Below are 14,423 nucleotides of genomic sequence, written 5' to 3' on the forward strand. Positions count from 1 at the left end.
AATTAGCATTGGAGTTGAGTTATCCCTGGTTTTGGTGTAATGGTCGATATACATTTTGGATGAATTTCTGCACGAGCTTTGGAAGAATGTTTTTGCGGCGGCTCAGCAGCGTAGTAACCATTCCCTTTTTTTCCTCCATTGATACACCCCAGTCGTCAGGTATAAGAGCAACAATTTCTTCGATTAATAGAATAGGCATCGTCTGAATTAGTTCCAGTTGCTCGGTAAATTGTTTCTCGTCTTCGATAAATAGTGCCATTATTTGGTGAGTTGCACTTTTCAGAATCCCAACTGGAAGCCTTCCTAAATCAGGTAGAAGCCAATTGTAAGATCCGAACACTTCTGCATGGTCAATGGCCCACAATTGGTAGGAATTCAGATTTTCTTCATGTAGGAGAATGTTTTTACGGGTTCGATCGCCATTACACAACCAGTAATCAAATAAAATAATACTGGCTAGCGACTGGTGGTTGTTAATATTGGAAACATGGAAAGCTTGGTGACCATCAATACAATTGGGTACGTACGATGAGGCAAATTGAAAGTTGGTATGACTCATCTGCGCCAGTTCCGGAACTTGGGAAGAAAATTCTTGTGGAATTTCCACCAATCGGGCATATGGAATAGGGAGTCCGAGGTAACGGGCTAAACAGTAGGCGACCCATTCATTTGGTAAAGTTTTTTCAAAGCCTGGTTGAAAATACTTCACCACATAATCTTTTCCATCACTAAATGTAATGAGATGTGCGTTCGATTTTCCTTCCAGTTTCTTTTGATAAACAGTGGGCATTATCATGTGTCATTCCCCTCCTCATTCGCTCCATTTTCCATATCACAAATATTTTGTAACAAATGAATATACTGATCAGCCACCACATTAATTGCAAATTTATTTTGAATGTGAACTATGGCTGCTTCCGACATATCATGATAGGAAGAATCTGGTTGATCTAAGATACCGTATAGTTGCTTAACCGCGTCTTCGACATTTTGTCCACGAAAGAGCAGTCCAGTTTTCGCTTTTACAACCAATTCTGTGACTGGCATCATATTTGAAGCAACAACAGGTACACCGCAAGCCATCGATTCTATAAAGGTATTGCCAAATGATTCTGATTTTGTGGTAGCGAGAGTGCATCCTCCTGATTGACGAATTTTCGCATAGACATGCGGCATTTGTTGGTAGGGAATGATTGGAAACCATTTGATGATATCTGTGAGCTGTTCCTCTTGCCATTTAGCTTCAAATTCTTCACGTTGAACGCTTTGTGCTCCTCCAATAACCCAAATTTCAATATCATCGCGCTCACTTTTAATCCTTTTTGCGACCTCAAGCAACATTGGCCAGTTTTTACGTTTGTCCAACCTGCCAATCCACCCGATAATCTTTTTGTTTTTTGGTAGTATCGGGGTACTCTCGAAATCAATTTCTTCAATAGATAAAGTGCGGAAAAAAGAAGGATCCACACCATTGTAAATCACATTGATGGGGATGAAATCAGTCAGTATGGACACTAACCGTTTTTGATACTGTGAAGGAACAACGATGGATACCGGTTCAATTCCTTTAAAGGATTTTAAGTGAGGTTTTAACTTCATAAGTTCTGGTGTACGAGCTTCCACAATTATGGGGCCCTTATACTTTGCTTTACGAATCCATTTATAGGCAGCACCTGTGTCTACAACAATGATTGCGTCATAGGCGTTTTTCTTAATTATTTTAATAATCTCCTGTTCGTTTTTGGTTAAATAAACAGGAGCTATATCCTGCATAATGTGTAGCCCACCGTGATCTGTCGTGTACAGGAATTCTGTATGAATTCCATGTTTTTTAAAATAGATCGCGCGGTTTCTCCATCCGGCATTTACCCCTCCAACTGTGAGCAAACGCCAGATAACAAGTACTTTCATATCGGTCTCTCCCCGTTTACATTTGGGCTCCGCCTCAAATACTTAGCTTTAGAAATAGAACTTTTCTTTATTTATTGTAAGCATCATCGGGGTTGTCACGCTTATTTATGACGAGGCTATTTTGTTTTATCTCGTTTTTGTCCTTTTTTGTCGTTTGATTTATCTTTGTTCTTATCCTTATTTGTTGTCTGATTTTGCTCGTTTTTTGTCATGTTTTGTTGTTTGTCTTTATCTCGGTTCTTGTCCTTTTTTGTTGTCTGATTTTGCTCGTTTTTTGTCATGTTTTGTTGTTTGTCTTTATCTTTGTCTTTGTCTTTGCCTCGATTTTTATCTTTCTCACTATGTCTTCCCTTTTCAAGAAAGTCCCAATACTTATTTAACAATTCCGTTTTTTTGCTTTTTGTACTTATCTCGTTTTTTGTCCCTTTTTTTTGTTTGTCCTTTTCACTATGCCCTCCCTTTTCAAGTACACTTTCCCATGCCTGTTCATGGTAGTCCCAATACTCATCGATTTTTCCCATTACCGTATCGGGATCAACCCCCCGTGCGAGCATCGTTTTAACCCATTCTTCTTTAAATACTTTGTGTACTAAGCCTTCTAGTTGAACAACATAATTATTCTCATCTTTTGTTGTCAACAACCTTTTATTTAGAGTTTTGACAGCATTGGTATTTTTCGGTTCTGACATGAGTACTTGGTACACTTCACGGGATATCTCTTCCATTCGGATATAGTGCATCCATTCTCCATACAACTCGGGGGCTAGTTCTTGCACATGGGATAAAAACAATTCCTTATTTTCTTCACCTAGGGAAGTCAATAATTTACGGGGATAGGGATAGACTCGATCACGCCAAACAGTCCTTGCAACATCAATTACTTTAAGACTGCCATCCTGTAGCAGGTAAATTTGCCTCTTATGATGGTCAATTCGCTCAAAACCTATTTCTTTAAACGTGATTAGCATCTCAATCAATTTAGTGGAAAGTTCTATAGTTAGGGGCTGCGATTGCAAGTATTCACGTACATCTACCCCTTTAATGATTTCCATCGCTATATAAAGCGGTCCATTCGCATAGACTTTTGGAAATAGGGTTGTGTGTTGCCCAAGGGAAAGAGCATAGTATTCTCGTTCACAGTCTTCAGTATTACCAAACACTTTCACACAAATGTCGTCAGAAAGTTGAAAAACCGCTCCCTGACGTCCTTTACCAATCATAACCAATGGCGAGTTATTGACTACCTCCACGTCTGCATTATCCACATTTTGAACTTTTATATTTTGTATGCATTGATTTAAGTATTGCGTGTCCACAAATTCTCTCCTTCCATGAAAAAAGATACCATAATTCTTTCTTATCTTTTTTCCTTACTAGATTTCAAATTTATAACCTCCCCATATATAATTCAAAAATGTAAGACATTGTACGGGCTAGCATCTATTAAAAATTAATTAATTTATTTCTGCAATGGGAAAACATTGACCATCAAAATACACCCAGGCTTAATATATGAATTGTGAATGAAGAGAAACTATGAATGGTTTTAATTGCGAAAATAGAGAACCCACCTATATCATCAACCTTGCAGCCTTGCTCTTTTACTTAATCAAGTGACGTTTTGAAAATAACCTTTTCAGGCAACCACATTATTAACCTTCCAAAGTAAACTAAAAGTCATAAATAAATTCAGCTTCCGTCTTCCTATAACATCTTAAAACCAAAGTCGCACCAACCACAGATTACACGGTAAAAGACAGAATCGTGAGTCGCAAAGATGCAGATACGCACTTTGTGGGGTTCTACCGGCCGTTTATCTACTATAAAAATATTTCAAATAACTATTGACCTTGACGCAACGTAAAGGTTTATAGTTATTTTGTCAGGAGGTAACGACAATGGAGTATACAGTGCAAAAACTAGGGTTGATAGCCGGTATTAGTACTCGGACTTTGAGATATTATGATGAGATTGGGATTCTTAAACCAGCAAGAATTAACTCGTCAGGATATCGCATATATGGTCAAGATGAAGTTGATAAGCTACAGCAGATACTTTTTTACCGAGAGCTAGGTGTTAGCTTAGAAAGCATTAAAGATATAGTTACCGCACCCTCTTTTGATAGAGAGAAAGCACTGAGAGAACATCGCCAGAAGCTTCTTGAAAAAAGAGATCAATTGGATTTACTGATTTCAAATGTTGATAAAACCATTTCGTTAACAGAAGGGAGAATTACAATGTCTAATAAAGAAAAGTTTGAAGGGTTTAAGCAGAAGTTAGTTGATGACAATGAAATGAGGTATGGCAAGGAAGCTCGTGAGAAATACGGGAATGACGCGGTTAACAAGGCTAATCAAAAAGTAAAAGGTATGTCGCAAAAACAATATGAAAATGTTACAAAACTTGAGACAGAGGTGCTTGAAACACTTCATGCTGCATTTAAAACTGGTGATCCTGCTGGAGAATTAGCTCAAAAAGGAGCTGATTTACATCGTCAGTGGTTAAGCTTTTATTGGGATAGCTATACAAAAGAAGCACATGCAGGAGTTGCTCAGTTATATGTAGACGATGAAAGATTCACTTCATACTATGACGCTAAACAGCCTGGAACAGCTAAATTCTTAAGAGATGCGGTCCTCGTTTATACTGGAATGAAAAACTGTTAGGGGGGCCTTGACCCCTAATAGTAACCCCTCAATTTAAAATACTCTTATATAGGGCTCCTGTAGCTTCTTATTATGCTTCACTGATATTTCTTAATTAAATCCAATATTGCTATCTCTATGAGATCACTCTTATTAAACTTCTGTTGGTCTGCGAACTTATCTAGTAAAGACCCAACTTCTCGAATTATGACTATGGTTTTCCTTACTTTGTCACCCTTTTTTTCTAAAGTGATTACCCTCTGATATAAATCGTCTCTATCTCCCTGGTTCTCCTTATGCTGTTCATCAAGAACATATATCCTTATCAGGTCCCTCAATATTGCTACTTCTTCTGGTGTGAAACCCGTGTGAACATTATGTTCACCTTCATTTCTTACGCTTTTCACATCGAGTGAATTAACTTGTGGTTTTCTAGGTGAACCCTGTTTCACAACGGGTAAGCTAGTCTGTACGTTAATAAACTCAAACACTGATTGATAAAGGGGTTGTTCTCCTTCACCTGCATAAAACCAGACTTTAGGATTTTTGTTATGATACTCATACCCTGTATTATGCAATGCTTCCTTTAATTTTTTCTCTCCAATCTTTGCCTTGTTTTTTGCAATCTTGGCTACTGTATTTCCTTTCATGGATAGCTCGTCTAATACCTCTTTTATTTTCATTATTCACACTCCCTTCACACTGTTATGGCTGTTATTTCACATATTCTCCATACTTGTGTGAATTCCCTTCACTCATCTTGAACATATCCTTTAAGTGAACTTTACTTATAGCCTATAAGTAAGGTTCACTTTTTTATTAACTTTTAGAAAGTATACCTTTGGCTAAAGTTGAAGAAATCCTTCAAGGATATTCGTCTGATGGAATCATGGATAAGCTGTTAAAAAAAGTGTTAAAGAGTTAAATATATTTTAAGAAAAACAGACATAGGTATATGTCTGTTTTTCTTATGCATTCGTGGTGACGCGGAGGTCTAACCCATCTACAGAAACTTTTCTTTATGGCTATAGGGCACTCTATGAGGCCTCGTACAGATTCGGAAAAATTCCACCATATCCACAAACACCTCCTAATGCTAGCACCTTCATATGACCCACCCTATGGTCTGTACAACCGCACTGTACGTAGCGGTATACGGCAAGACTACTATCATAGGGGGTGGCAGAGTGCGTCTGTCCACTCCTTATCCTCCCTACGGTCCGGTACCGTAGACAGACACCATACAGAGATTTTTTGCCACTTAAGGCTTTCCCCGCAGTTAAATATATCAACGGTTAACTAGCTACCTGCCCCCCCTAAACACAAAACGGTTAACCGCAAAAAAAAGACTATGGAAAAATCCAATAGTCTTTGACTGAATAAGCCGAGAGATTTAAACAAAAATCAGCCTCTTTTTTTATACGCTTTGTTGTTTAGAAAATTTAAAACAGCTACGATTATACCTGCAAAAATACGAATCCTGTTTTCGAAAAAGCTTTAAGATAAAAAATTGATAAAGCAGTCATAAGTAAAACAATTATTAAAATCTTAAAAACCCAATATTTTTTCATGATTTCACCATTCACTATATGTCGTTTTTGTGTTCCCTTTAAAATTCTTGTCTTTGTAATGTACGATTTTGATCATTCCAGTTTTGTTTGCTACTGGATATTTTTTATATAGTTTTTATAAGAAAGATACCCTTTAGTTAACTCAAATCCACCGTTCATAGTCGAGAAAAATTACTTTTGGAATTATCCTTCTTTGATTTAATCGTGGTAGATCGTTGTATATTGTTTGCTACATTCTTTAGAAACAGCATAAATATAAGTGTCTTCAGCCCTACCGATTGCCTTCACATCTGCTTCATGAAATCCTCCTGCAACCATTTCAGTAAGAATATCTATGTTTTTGGACATAGCATTTATTTTTTTTCATTTTTATATTACTAACAGAATTCGAATCATCCTCTAATGATAAAATTGCAAATCTAACAGCATCAGCATAATTATTAATGCCCGCTTGTTTTTAATTAGATCATCCATGATGTCTATATTTGTTTGCGTAAAACTAATTTCCAATGTACTCACTTATTAAATATCCCTTCCATTCTTCAATTATTTTCTGTTTATGGTTAATGAATATCGGCTAGTTGATGTTCACTTGGTCACCTCATTCTTTCAATACCTCTTTTTTAGGAAAGAGCATAAGGGAACCAGATATCACTTCCATTTTGGAAGGTGCTAAATAGGCTGTGCCTATTGGGTTCAAGGTACTTTTTTAGTGATATCATTTTAGGGTCACTTTTCAATCGAAAGATATAGTCTAGATATAGCGTAGATATACTAGAGATATAGTTAAATATCTCTAAAGATATAGTCTAAAATAGGAATATCTATAGAGATATAGTCAACAATTCCACTCAACTTTTGGATCTTATAGATTTTTATAAAACCGAATCTAGTATCCTTTCTTTCTGTACTTTTACTTTCATATTCATTTACTTTTTCACCGAATAATGTACCGAAATATCCAAATTTCTCTTCTCCTTTCGGTTGCAATGTAGTTGCTGTTTTTACATCATTTGTTGTTTCTACTACTTGTTTTATATTTTGTTGTACTTGTTCCGGTGTAGCAGTAAATGCTTTTTGGGCATCTTGTAAAATTAATTATTTAATAGGCTCTTTTGCTCCGAAAGAAACCTTTTCTAATTCCTGGATCACTTTTGTTTTGACTGTTTCGGGAGCAATACCCCTTTGCTTATGAACATCATCCATGACTGACTCTTTGAACAGTCTGACGCGCTTCATGTGGCAGTCTTGCATTTGTAAGAATTTTCTGTACATTTCGTTGTATTTGTTGCGGTGTAGCCACATTTGCCTTCTCTATTTCTTGAATCACACGTTGTTTACTCGGAACCATTTGAACCTTTTTGAATGTCCTGAATCACCGTTTGATGATTCGGAACTACCTGGCTGTTTCCTGACTGAACATCTCGAACAATGGATTGTTTCCCTTTGTGATTAGACTGTGGAGCAGATTTTATATCTTGTTCTATTTCTTGTCTTTATGGATTATTGTTCACTTTATTGGGCTTAATATTTTGAACAACATCTTCTTGATTTGGATAACTATTCATAGATTTCGGTTGAACATTTTGTAAGACATCTTGTTGTAAGGAGTGAGTAGCATTACTTCCAGATGGAATATTCTCTTGTCTGGAATGATCGCTAGTGCTACCCCCACTTGTTTCATGATTGATCGACTTATTCTCAGGATTTAATCGCACATTACTTGTAGCATCTAAGTTTTTAGGAGGATCTAACGCTTCTTTAAATTTCATTTTTGCTAAGATTTGCTCGTTTTTCTTGTTACCATTTGGATGATTATTTAAGCTGTTAACGATAACTTGTTGAATCGTTTGTCTTTGATTCGTTGGCGTTACTGCTACGTTCTCTGCTACATTCTTCCCTTGTAATTCTTGGCCATTAATTGAGCGAACATTTTGTTGGCCAACGCTTTCATAGTCAAGGCTGCCTTTTTTATATCCGACAAGGCCAATCCATAAATTTGGTCGAGGTTTCGCCGAGCGAACCAGGGGTATTCGCTGATGCTGACTTAAGAATTAAAATTAGGGTAAATGTGTTGCAATAAATGAAGAAGTAGAAAGAAGAACTGTGAAGAGGATTCCAAACCATTTAAACGTCTTTTGCTCTTAAACGCAGGAGGTAGAGTAGAATCTATGTTGGAACATTTGGATTTGCCGGGCATAAATATCCTAATAGGGGTACCGCCACATTGCCATCAACTTAAGAAAAGTAAACCCCCCAAAAACAAAAAAATGAGCTTACTTCTCAAAATAACTAACTGTAGAGAAAGAAAATTTTCATTTAGGGGGTACTTCAAAACCTTAGCTTGCTGGCGATAGGGTCACCATATCAAAAAAAGAAAATTGTACGTTTAGACACATTTTTCAACCGCTTCCTATATGTTAAGGGATTGGTTATTTTTTTTACAGTTTTTTATAATGAAATTCTAAATATCTAATTATAATTGGTGAAAAAGACGATCAATAGTTTGGGTACGGAAATGATTCGAATTTACATTCTTTCTTAATGCATATTATGGATAAATAAGGTAAAATATGGGTTGGTGGTATGTCTCATGTTGCGTTAATCTAGCAATAACTAAGGATACATAATATCCTTTCATACCTTTAAATAATTTTGTTATAGAAGGGGTGTAGATTTAAATGGCTCAAATTGTTGATATTGATAGATACCTTTGTACTGGGGCTTTAATCTATATGAGTGAGGGCCTTTTCCCTAAGCCTTGTCAGGAGGTAAGGAACAGTAAGCAACCACCTATACAATATTAATAGAGGAGAGGAATGCCTTATGAAAATACGTAGGCAAATTACATTTGCAAGTCTGGCCCTTTTAATAGCTGGAAGTTCCCTGTTATATACAACGCCAACCTCAATTGTAAAAGCAGAGCCCACTCAAAATGTATCTAGTTCATTACAAACAAGCAACCAACGAGATCGTAATTCCGTCAAGGAAGCAATGCGGGATACATTGCAATTTGGATACCCGGGGATACTTGCTAAAACTTCTGAGCGTGGAAAAACGTGGGGTTATGCCGCTGGGATAGCGGATCTGAGAACCAAAAAACCAATGAAAACAGATTTTCGCTTTCGCATTGGTAGTGTGACGAAGACGTTCACCGCAACAGTTGTACTTCAATTAGCTGGAGAGAACCGCCTGAATCTAGACGACTCCATTGAAAAATGGTTGCCTGGTGCCATTCAAGGAAATGGATATGATGGTAACCAGATTACCATCCGGCAGATATTGAACCATACAAGTGGTATCGCTGAATACTCAAGGTCAAAAGACGCTGATTTTATGGATACAAAAAAATCGTATACGGCTGAAGAGTTAGTGAAGATGGGGGTTTCTCTGCCTCCAGACTTTGACCCAGGAGAGGGGTGGTCTTATTCAAACACAGGATACGTATTACTGGGTATTCTTATTGAAAAAGTAACTAGAAACAGCTATGCGGAAGAGATTGAAAATCGGATTATTGAACCACTTGAATTGTCGAATACATTCCTACCTGGCAATTCAAGCGTTATTCCAGGCACCAACCATGCACGTGGATATGTCCAACTAGACGGAACAAGTGAGCTAAAAGACGTTACTTATTATAACCCAAGTGCAGGTAGCTCTGCTGGAGATATGATTTCTACTGCTGACGACTTAAACAAATTCTTCTCTTACTTGCTCGGTGGCAAATTACTGAAAGAACAACAACTAAAACAAATGCTTACTACAGTCCCTACAGGAAAAGAAGGAATCGATGGATATGGTCTTGGAATCTATGAAACTAAGCTTCCGAACGGTGTCTCGATATGGGGACACACAGGTGGCATTCTAGGGTTTACTACTCTTGTTGGGGGTACACTTGGAGGCAAGCATACGTTGGCTGTCAATTGGAACAGTTTGGGTAGCGCTGACAGTCCTAATCCTTTTAAAAATATTTTACTTGCTGAATTTAGCAAGTAGGTCAAAAGGAAGAACGGATAAATTTTATCATATTCTCATAGCTAAACAAATAAATGATGAAATCGATCACTTATCTAAGGAGGCAATTTCCTCATGAAAAATAAGCTAACTGGTGTGTTAGCCGCTATATTAGCGCTAACTATGATCCTACCAACAGGGGCGAAAGCATTTTCTGACAGTAAGACTACAGTTGTAACTATCGAAGAAGTAGCTAGCCAAGAACTGAAGAAGATTGCAGCAGAGAAGGCTGCGCTACTCACGAAGTCCCATGGGGCGACTAGCGTGCAGTATGCGCTAATTGATAATGGCAAACTTATTTTGTCAGGGCAGGCTGGCAAGAACGATATGGAAGGGGAACAGCCGTTAACCAAAGATACTCTATACGGGATTGGTTCAGTCAGTAAAATGTATGCAACAGCGGCCGTAATGAAATTAGTCGACGAAGGAAAAGTCGATTTGGATGCTCCTGTCGTCAACTATGTTCCTGATTTTAAGATGAAAGATGAGCGGTACAAACGCATTACGCCGCGTATGTTGTTGAATCACTCCTCTGGCTTGCAAGGTTCCACGTTAAGTAATGCATTTTTATTTAACGATAATGATACCTATGCCCATGATACCTTGTTGCAGCAATTGTCGAACCAGAGCCTGAAAGCGGACCCAGGCTCGTTCTCGGTATACTGCAACGATGGCTTTACACTGGCCGAAATTTTAGTGGAAAGAGTCAGCGGTATGAGCTTTACAGAATTTCTACATCAACGGCTTACAGAACCTTTAAAGATGAATCATACAAAAACGCCGCAGGACAAATGGAGAGACGAGAAGCGGGCTGGACTTTATTTTCCGGCGTACCAAGGGCAGCTTCCAATTGAAGCAGTGAATGTGATTGGTACGGGAGGGATCTCTTCCACGGCAGAAGATATGGTAAGATTCTCACAACTATTTATGGGACAGGGAAAAGGGATCCTCTCTGATAAAGTAGTCAAGGCAATGGAGCAAGAGGAATATAAAAAAGGGATGTGGCCGGGGGATGGAGATAATATTTTTAACTATGGTCTTGGCTGGGATAGTGTGAAACTATACCCATTCAGTGAATATGGGATAAAAGCTTTGGCTAAGGGCGGCGACACGGCACTGCAACATGCTATACTGGTCGTGCTTCCGGAACAGAAAATGGCAGCAGTTGTGTTGTCATCCGGTGGACGGAGTTCTACAAATCAACTGATGGCGACTGAATTGCTGCTCGCCGTGCTCAAAGACAAGGGCACAATTAAGGACATCAAGCCGAACAAATCCTTTGGCGAGCCGGTCAAGGTCAAGATGCCTCAAGATGTGACAAAGAAAGCGGGCTTTTATGGCAATAGCGAAACTCATTTCAAAATTGAAATTACGAAGAATGGAGAACTGTTCTTACCATCTAATCGAGAAGAAAAATATGTATATACTGCGGATGGAAGCTTTATTAATGAGAAGGGTACTTCCAAGCTCAACTTCGTGACCGAGAAGAATGGAAGAACTTATTTGAGGGAGAGCACATATAAATCGCAGCCAAGCTTAGGGCAAAGTGTGATGACTCACTATTTAGCTGAGAAACTAGAAGAAAACGTGCTATCGAAGAAAACCGCTGCTGCATGGGCAAAGCGGGAAGGCGTCAAGTTCTATCTTGTGAACGAGAAATTTAGTTCTATTGAATATCTCGTACAACCGAAACTTCTTACCACACAGATTACTCGCAAGGAAGGCCTGGAAGGCTATTGGGATGGCAGAAAAATTACAGGTCCGGACACCGCGGCGCATCAGCTCCAGATCCCCGTGATGAATGGTCGTGATACAACGGAAACCCATTTCTATACAGAAGGCGGCAATGAATTTATGGAGATGGCCGGGTTGTTATACGTAAGTGGAACTAACGTAAAACCACTTGATGTAGGGCAATCATCTAAAGTTACGCTGCAAGCAAATGGGCATGCGAAATGGTTTACGATCCCGCAATCGGCAGCCGAGAAAACGATGACCGTGACGTTGCCATCGAAGGGTTCGTTCGCGGTGTATGATGAGAAGGGAGTATGCGTCGATTTTACCATTGTGAGCGGCAATAACAAAGTAAAACTGCCGAAGAACGGAACGGTTGTATTTGCTGGAGCGCCGAACTCGGAATTTGCAATCACGTTGAACTAGCTACAATTCAAGATGGACTTCAACAAAACCAGTACGACACAGAAAAGGTGTTTTGCTGGTTTTGTTTGTATTTACGCATTATCTTTACAAAGAGGCTTCCACGAATAATATCACGCTCAAACTCTGCAAGAACAGCTAGCATACCAGTTCTGGGCGATCATCTTTTGCTCCACTCATTTTCTCGGTGTAAATACGTTCGCAGCCGGTATTATGATGTACAAGCCCTATACGATGCAGGAATTATCCGAGGTGTTTCAACTACTAAGTTTAACCCGTATGGCACACTCACACGTCAACAGGCTGCACTTATGTTAGTACGAACACTAGAATATCTAGGTGTAGAAAAAGAGTCAAATACAGGGCCCTACCACATCGCTATCAAGCTAGTAAAAAAAAATGCCGCCTAAAATGAAAAAATACGCTATTCTTTCTGTAGAATCATAGGAAAGGATGGCGTTTTTTATGTCTGTTTCTGTGTCTGACGAATTACAACTATTTGCTCAAGAGATTCAAAGTTTTTTATCTCCAAATACCTTACGGGATCTTGCTAGAGATGTTGGTTTTGTACAACGAACCAGTAAGTACCAAGCAAAAGATTTAGTTGCTTTATGTGTATGGATGAGTCAAAATGTCGCTAAAACCTCTTTAACCCAGTTATGTAGTTGTTTAGAAGCATCAACAGAAGTACTTATCAGTCCTGAGGGACTGAATCAACGATTTAATGCCACAGCCGTGCAATTTCTACAACAAGTGTTAGCTGAACTTCTCAACCAAAAGTTATCTTCAACTAAGCTGCTCTCTTCTCCATACACTTCTATTTTTAAGCGTATTCGTATCCTAGATTCAACTGCATTTCAACTTCCCGATGTATTTTCATCTGTTTATCCAGGTGCAGGAGGATGCAGTCATACAGCCGGGGTGAAGATTCAGCTTGAGTATGATCTATTAAGCGGACAGTTCCTACATATTCATACAGGTCCAGGTAAACAACATGATCGAACCTATGGTTCTCTGTGTGTCCCAACTGTGACAATTTATGTATCCGTGACTTAGGTTATTTTCACTTGAAAGATCTTCAACATATACAAGATAAAAAGGCTTACTATATCTCTCGTATTAAATCAAATACTCGTATTTATCAAAAAAATCCCAATCCTGATTATTTTCAAGATGGAAGAATCAAGAAAGGTCCAGAGTATATACAGATAGATATGGAGGTCTTAATGAACTCACTTCAACCAGGACAAACATGCGAGATATCCGACGCTTATGTAGGAATGACTGATAAAGTACCAACTCGTGTGATTGTTCATCGGCTAACAAAAGAACAACAACAAAAACGATTACAAGATCAAGCTGTAAGAGAAAAAAAGAAAGGAATGAAGTATTCTCCTCGTAGTAAACGACTCAGTGGTATCAATGTATATATGACAAACACCCCTACAGATATTGTCCCGATGGGACAAGTACATGATTGGTACTCTTTACGTTGGCAAATCGAAATTTTATTTAAAACATGGAAATCATTCTTTCAAATTCATCAGTGTAAAAAGATAAAACCAGAAAGATGGGAGTGCCATTTGTATGGACAATTGATTGCCATTCTACTCTGTTCTTCTATCATGTTTCAAATGCGCCAATTGCTCCTCATGAAGAAAAAACGAGAGCTTAGTGAGTATAAAGCCATATATATGATTAAAGACTATTTTCTTCTTCTATTCCAAACTATACAAAAAAACACCCAAGAGCTATCAAAGGTGTTACTTCGCCTGTTCAATCTCCTACAGCAAAACGGGCGGAAATCTCATCGATATGAGAAAAAAACGGTCTTTGATATATTAGGTGTCGTTTACAATTGTACCATGTCTGATAATAAAGCCGCTTAATTCAAAAAAGTGAAACCCGTTAGGGTTTATTTCGTATGCAAATCTTTCAATCACCTACACTTGCCCTTTAGAAAAAAGAAACAATCTCGCCTAAAATTGACTTTGCATTAGCTTAGCTTGATAGCGATGGGGTACCGCCAGCAAAACGCGGATTTACAACGCTAAGCAAATTACAGCATAGAAAAAAATCGATTCCTTTTATGTTTAGGAACCGATTTTTTAATTTGGCTTATTAA

12 protein-coding genes and 1 pseudogene are annotated in these 14,423 nt (G+C 38.3%); 5 read left to right on the top strand and 8 right to left on the bottom strand.

From position 1 onward, the window contains the following. Positions 1 to 19: 19 nt before the first annotated feature. The 3 genes from JFU50_RS30110 to JFU50_RS30120 form a co-directional block, all read right to left on the bottom strand. Positions 20 to 796: a HipA family kinase gene (locus JFU50_RS30110; RefSeq protein ID WP_201225726.1), complete on the bottom strand. Its 777-nt coding sequence runs from the start codon at positions 794 to 796 to the stop codon at positions 20 to 22. Then, positions 793 to 1,911, bottom strand: a complete 1,119-nt coding sequence (locus JFU50_RS30115) for a glycosyltransferase family 4 protein (RefSeq protein ID WP_201225728.1) — start codon at positions 1,909 to 1,911, stop codon at positions 793 to 795. The genes JFU50_RS30110 and JFU50_RS30115 overlap by 4 nt, the downstream gene beginning before the upstream one ends. 116 nt (positions 1,912 to 2,027) lie before the next feature. Continuing rightward, positions 2,028 to 3,227 (bottom strand): hypothetical protein, encoded by a 1,200-nt coding sequence (locus JFU50_RS30120; protein WP_242489195.1) that lies wholly within the window; start codon positions 3,225 to 3,227, stop codon positions 2,028 to 2,030. 582 nt (positions 3,228 to 3,809) lie between these two features. Between JFU50_RS30120 and JFU50_RS30125 the strand changes: the two genes are divergently transcribed. Further along, the gene (locus JFU50_RS30125) at positions 3,810 to 4,577 is read left to right on the top strand and encodes a MerR family transcriptional regulator (protein ID WP_201225730.1); all 768 of its coding nucleotides are present in this window, start codon (positions 3,810 to 3,812) and stop codon (positions 4,575 to 4,577) included. A 77-nt stretch (positions 4,578 to 4,654) separates the two neighbouring features. Here the strand turns inward: JFU50_RS30125 and JFU50_RS30130 are convergent, their stop codons facing one another. From JFU50_RS30130 to JFU50_RS30150, 5 genes are all read right to left on the bottom strand, one after another. Continuing rightward, the gene (locus JFU50_RS30130; RefSeq protein ID WP_201225733.1) at positions 4,655 to 5,239 is read right to left on the bottom strand and encodes a hypothetical protein; all 585 of its coding nucleotides are present in this window, start codon (positions 5,237 to 5,239) and stop codon (positions 4,655 to 4,657) included. Between the two features lie 1,086 nt (positions 5,240 to 6,325). Continuing rightward, positions 6,326 to 6,475: a hypothetical protein gene (locus JFU50_RS30135; protein WP_201225735.1), complete on the bottom strand. Its 150-nt coding sequence runs from the start codon at positions 6,473 to 6,475 to the stop codon at positions 6,326 to 6,328. A 438-nt stretch (positions 6,476 to 6,913) separates the two neighbouring features. Continuing rightward, positions 6,914 to 7,117, bottom strand: a complete 204-nt coding sequence (locus JFU50_RS30140; protein WP_201225737.1) for a hypothetical protein — start codon at positions 7,115 to 7,117, stop codon at positions 6,914 to 6,916. Between the two features lie 208 nt (positions 7,118 to 7,325). Beyond that, positions 7,326 to 7,478, bottom strand: coding sequence for a hypothetical protein (locus JFU50_RS30145; protein WP_201225739.1), 153 nt, complete (start codon positions 7,476 to 7,478; stop codon positions 7,326 to 7,328). Between the two features lie 145 nt (positions 7,479 to 7,623). After that, on the bottom strand, positions 7,624 to 7,899 hold the full coding sequence (locus JFU50_RS30150) for a hypothetical protein (protein ID WP_201225741.1): 276 nt from the start codon (positions 7,897 to 7,899) through the stop codon (positions 7,624 to 7,626). A gap of 1,054 nt (positions 7,900 to 8,953) precedes the next feature. Between JFU50_RS30150 and JFU50_RS30155 the strand changes: the two genes are divergently transcribed. From JFU50_RS30155 to JFU50_RS30170, 4 genes and pseudogenes are all read left to right on the top strand, one after another. After that, on the top strand, positions 8,954 to 10,123 hold the full coding sequence (locus JFU50_RS30155; protein WP_201225742.1) for a serine hydrolase domain-containing protein: 1,170 nt from the start codon (positions 8,954 to 8,956) through the stop codon (positions 10,121 to 10,123). Between the two features lie 93 nt (positions 10,124 to 10,216). Next, positions 10,217 to 12,301: a serine hydrolase domain-containing protein gene (locus JFU50_RS30160; RefSeq protein ID WP_201225744.1), complete on the top strand. Its 2,085-nt coding sequence runs from the start codon at positions 10,217 to 10,219 to the stop codon at positions 12,299 to 12,301. Between the two features lie 47 nt (positions 12,302 to 12,348). Further along, complete coding sequence (locus JFU50_RS32160; protein ID WP_397443456.1) at positions 12,349 to 12,708, top strand: S-layer homology domain-containing protein; 360 nt, start codon at positions 12,349 to 12,351, stop codon at positions 12,706 to 12,708. Positions 12,709 to 12,763: 55 nt separating this feature from the next. Continuing rightward, positions 12,764 to 14,187, top strand: a pseudogene (locus JFU50_RS30170) (IS4 family transposase). Positions 14,188 to 14,423: the final 236 nt, after the last annotated feature.

It is taken from the genome of Peribacillus sp. TH14 (assembly GCF_016651145.1).
In the GTDB taxonomy this organism is placed as follows: Bacteria; Bacillota; Bacilli; order Bacillales; family DSM-1321; genus Peribacillus; species Peribacillus butanolivorans.

Excerpts from the sequence above, each read along its gene's own strand:
- JFU50_RS30110 (WP_201225726.1), bottom strand. The coding sequence starts at position 796 with ATGATAATGCCCACTGTTTATCAAAAGAAACTGGAAGGAAAATCGAAC.
- JFU50_RS30115 (WP_201225728.1), bottom strand. The coding sequence starts at position 1,911 with ATGAAAGTACTTGTTATCTGGCGTTTGCTCACAGTTGGAGGGGTAAAT.
- JFU50_RS30125 (WP_201225730.1), top strand. The coding sequence starts at position 3,810 with ATGGAGTATACAGTGCAAAAACTAGGGTTGATAGCCGGTATTAGTACT.
- JFU50_RS30130 (WP_201225733.1), bottom strand. The coding sequence starts at position 5,239 with ATGAAAATAAAAGAGGTATTAGACGAGCTATCCATGAAAGGAAATACA.
- JFU50_RS30135 (WP_201225735.1), bottom strand. The coding sequence starts at position 6,475 with ATGTCCAAAAACATAGATATTCTTACTGAAATGGTTGCAGGAGGATTT.
- JFU50_RS30145 (WP_201225739.1), bottom strand. The coding sequence starts at position 7,478 with ATGGTTCCGAGTAAACAACGTGTGATTCAAGAAATAGAGAAGGCAAAT.
- JFU50_RS30150 (WP_201225741.1), bottom strand. The coding sequence starts at position 7,899 with ATGAAATTTAAAGAAGCGTTAGATCCTCCTAAAAACTTAGATGCTACA.
- JFU50_RS30155 (WP_201225742.1), top strand. The coding sequence starts at position 8,954 with ATGAAAATACGTAGGCAAATTACATTTGCAAGTCTGGCCCTTTTAATA.
- JFU50_RS30160 (WP_201225744.1), top strand. The coding sequence starts at position 10,217 with ATGAAAAATAAGCTAACTGGTGTGTTAGCCGCTATATTAGCGCTAACT.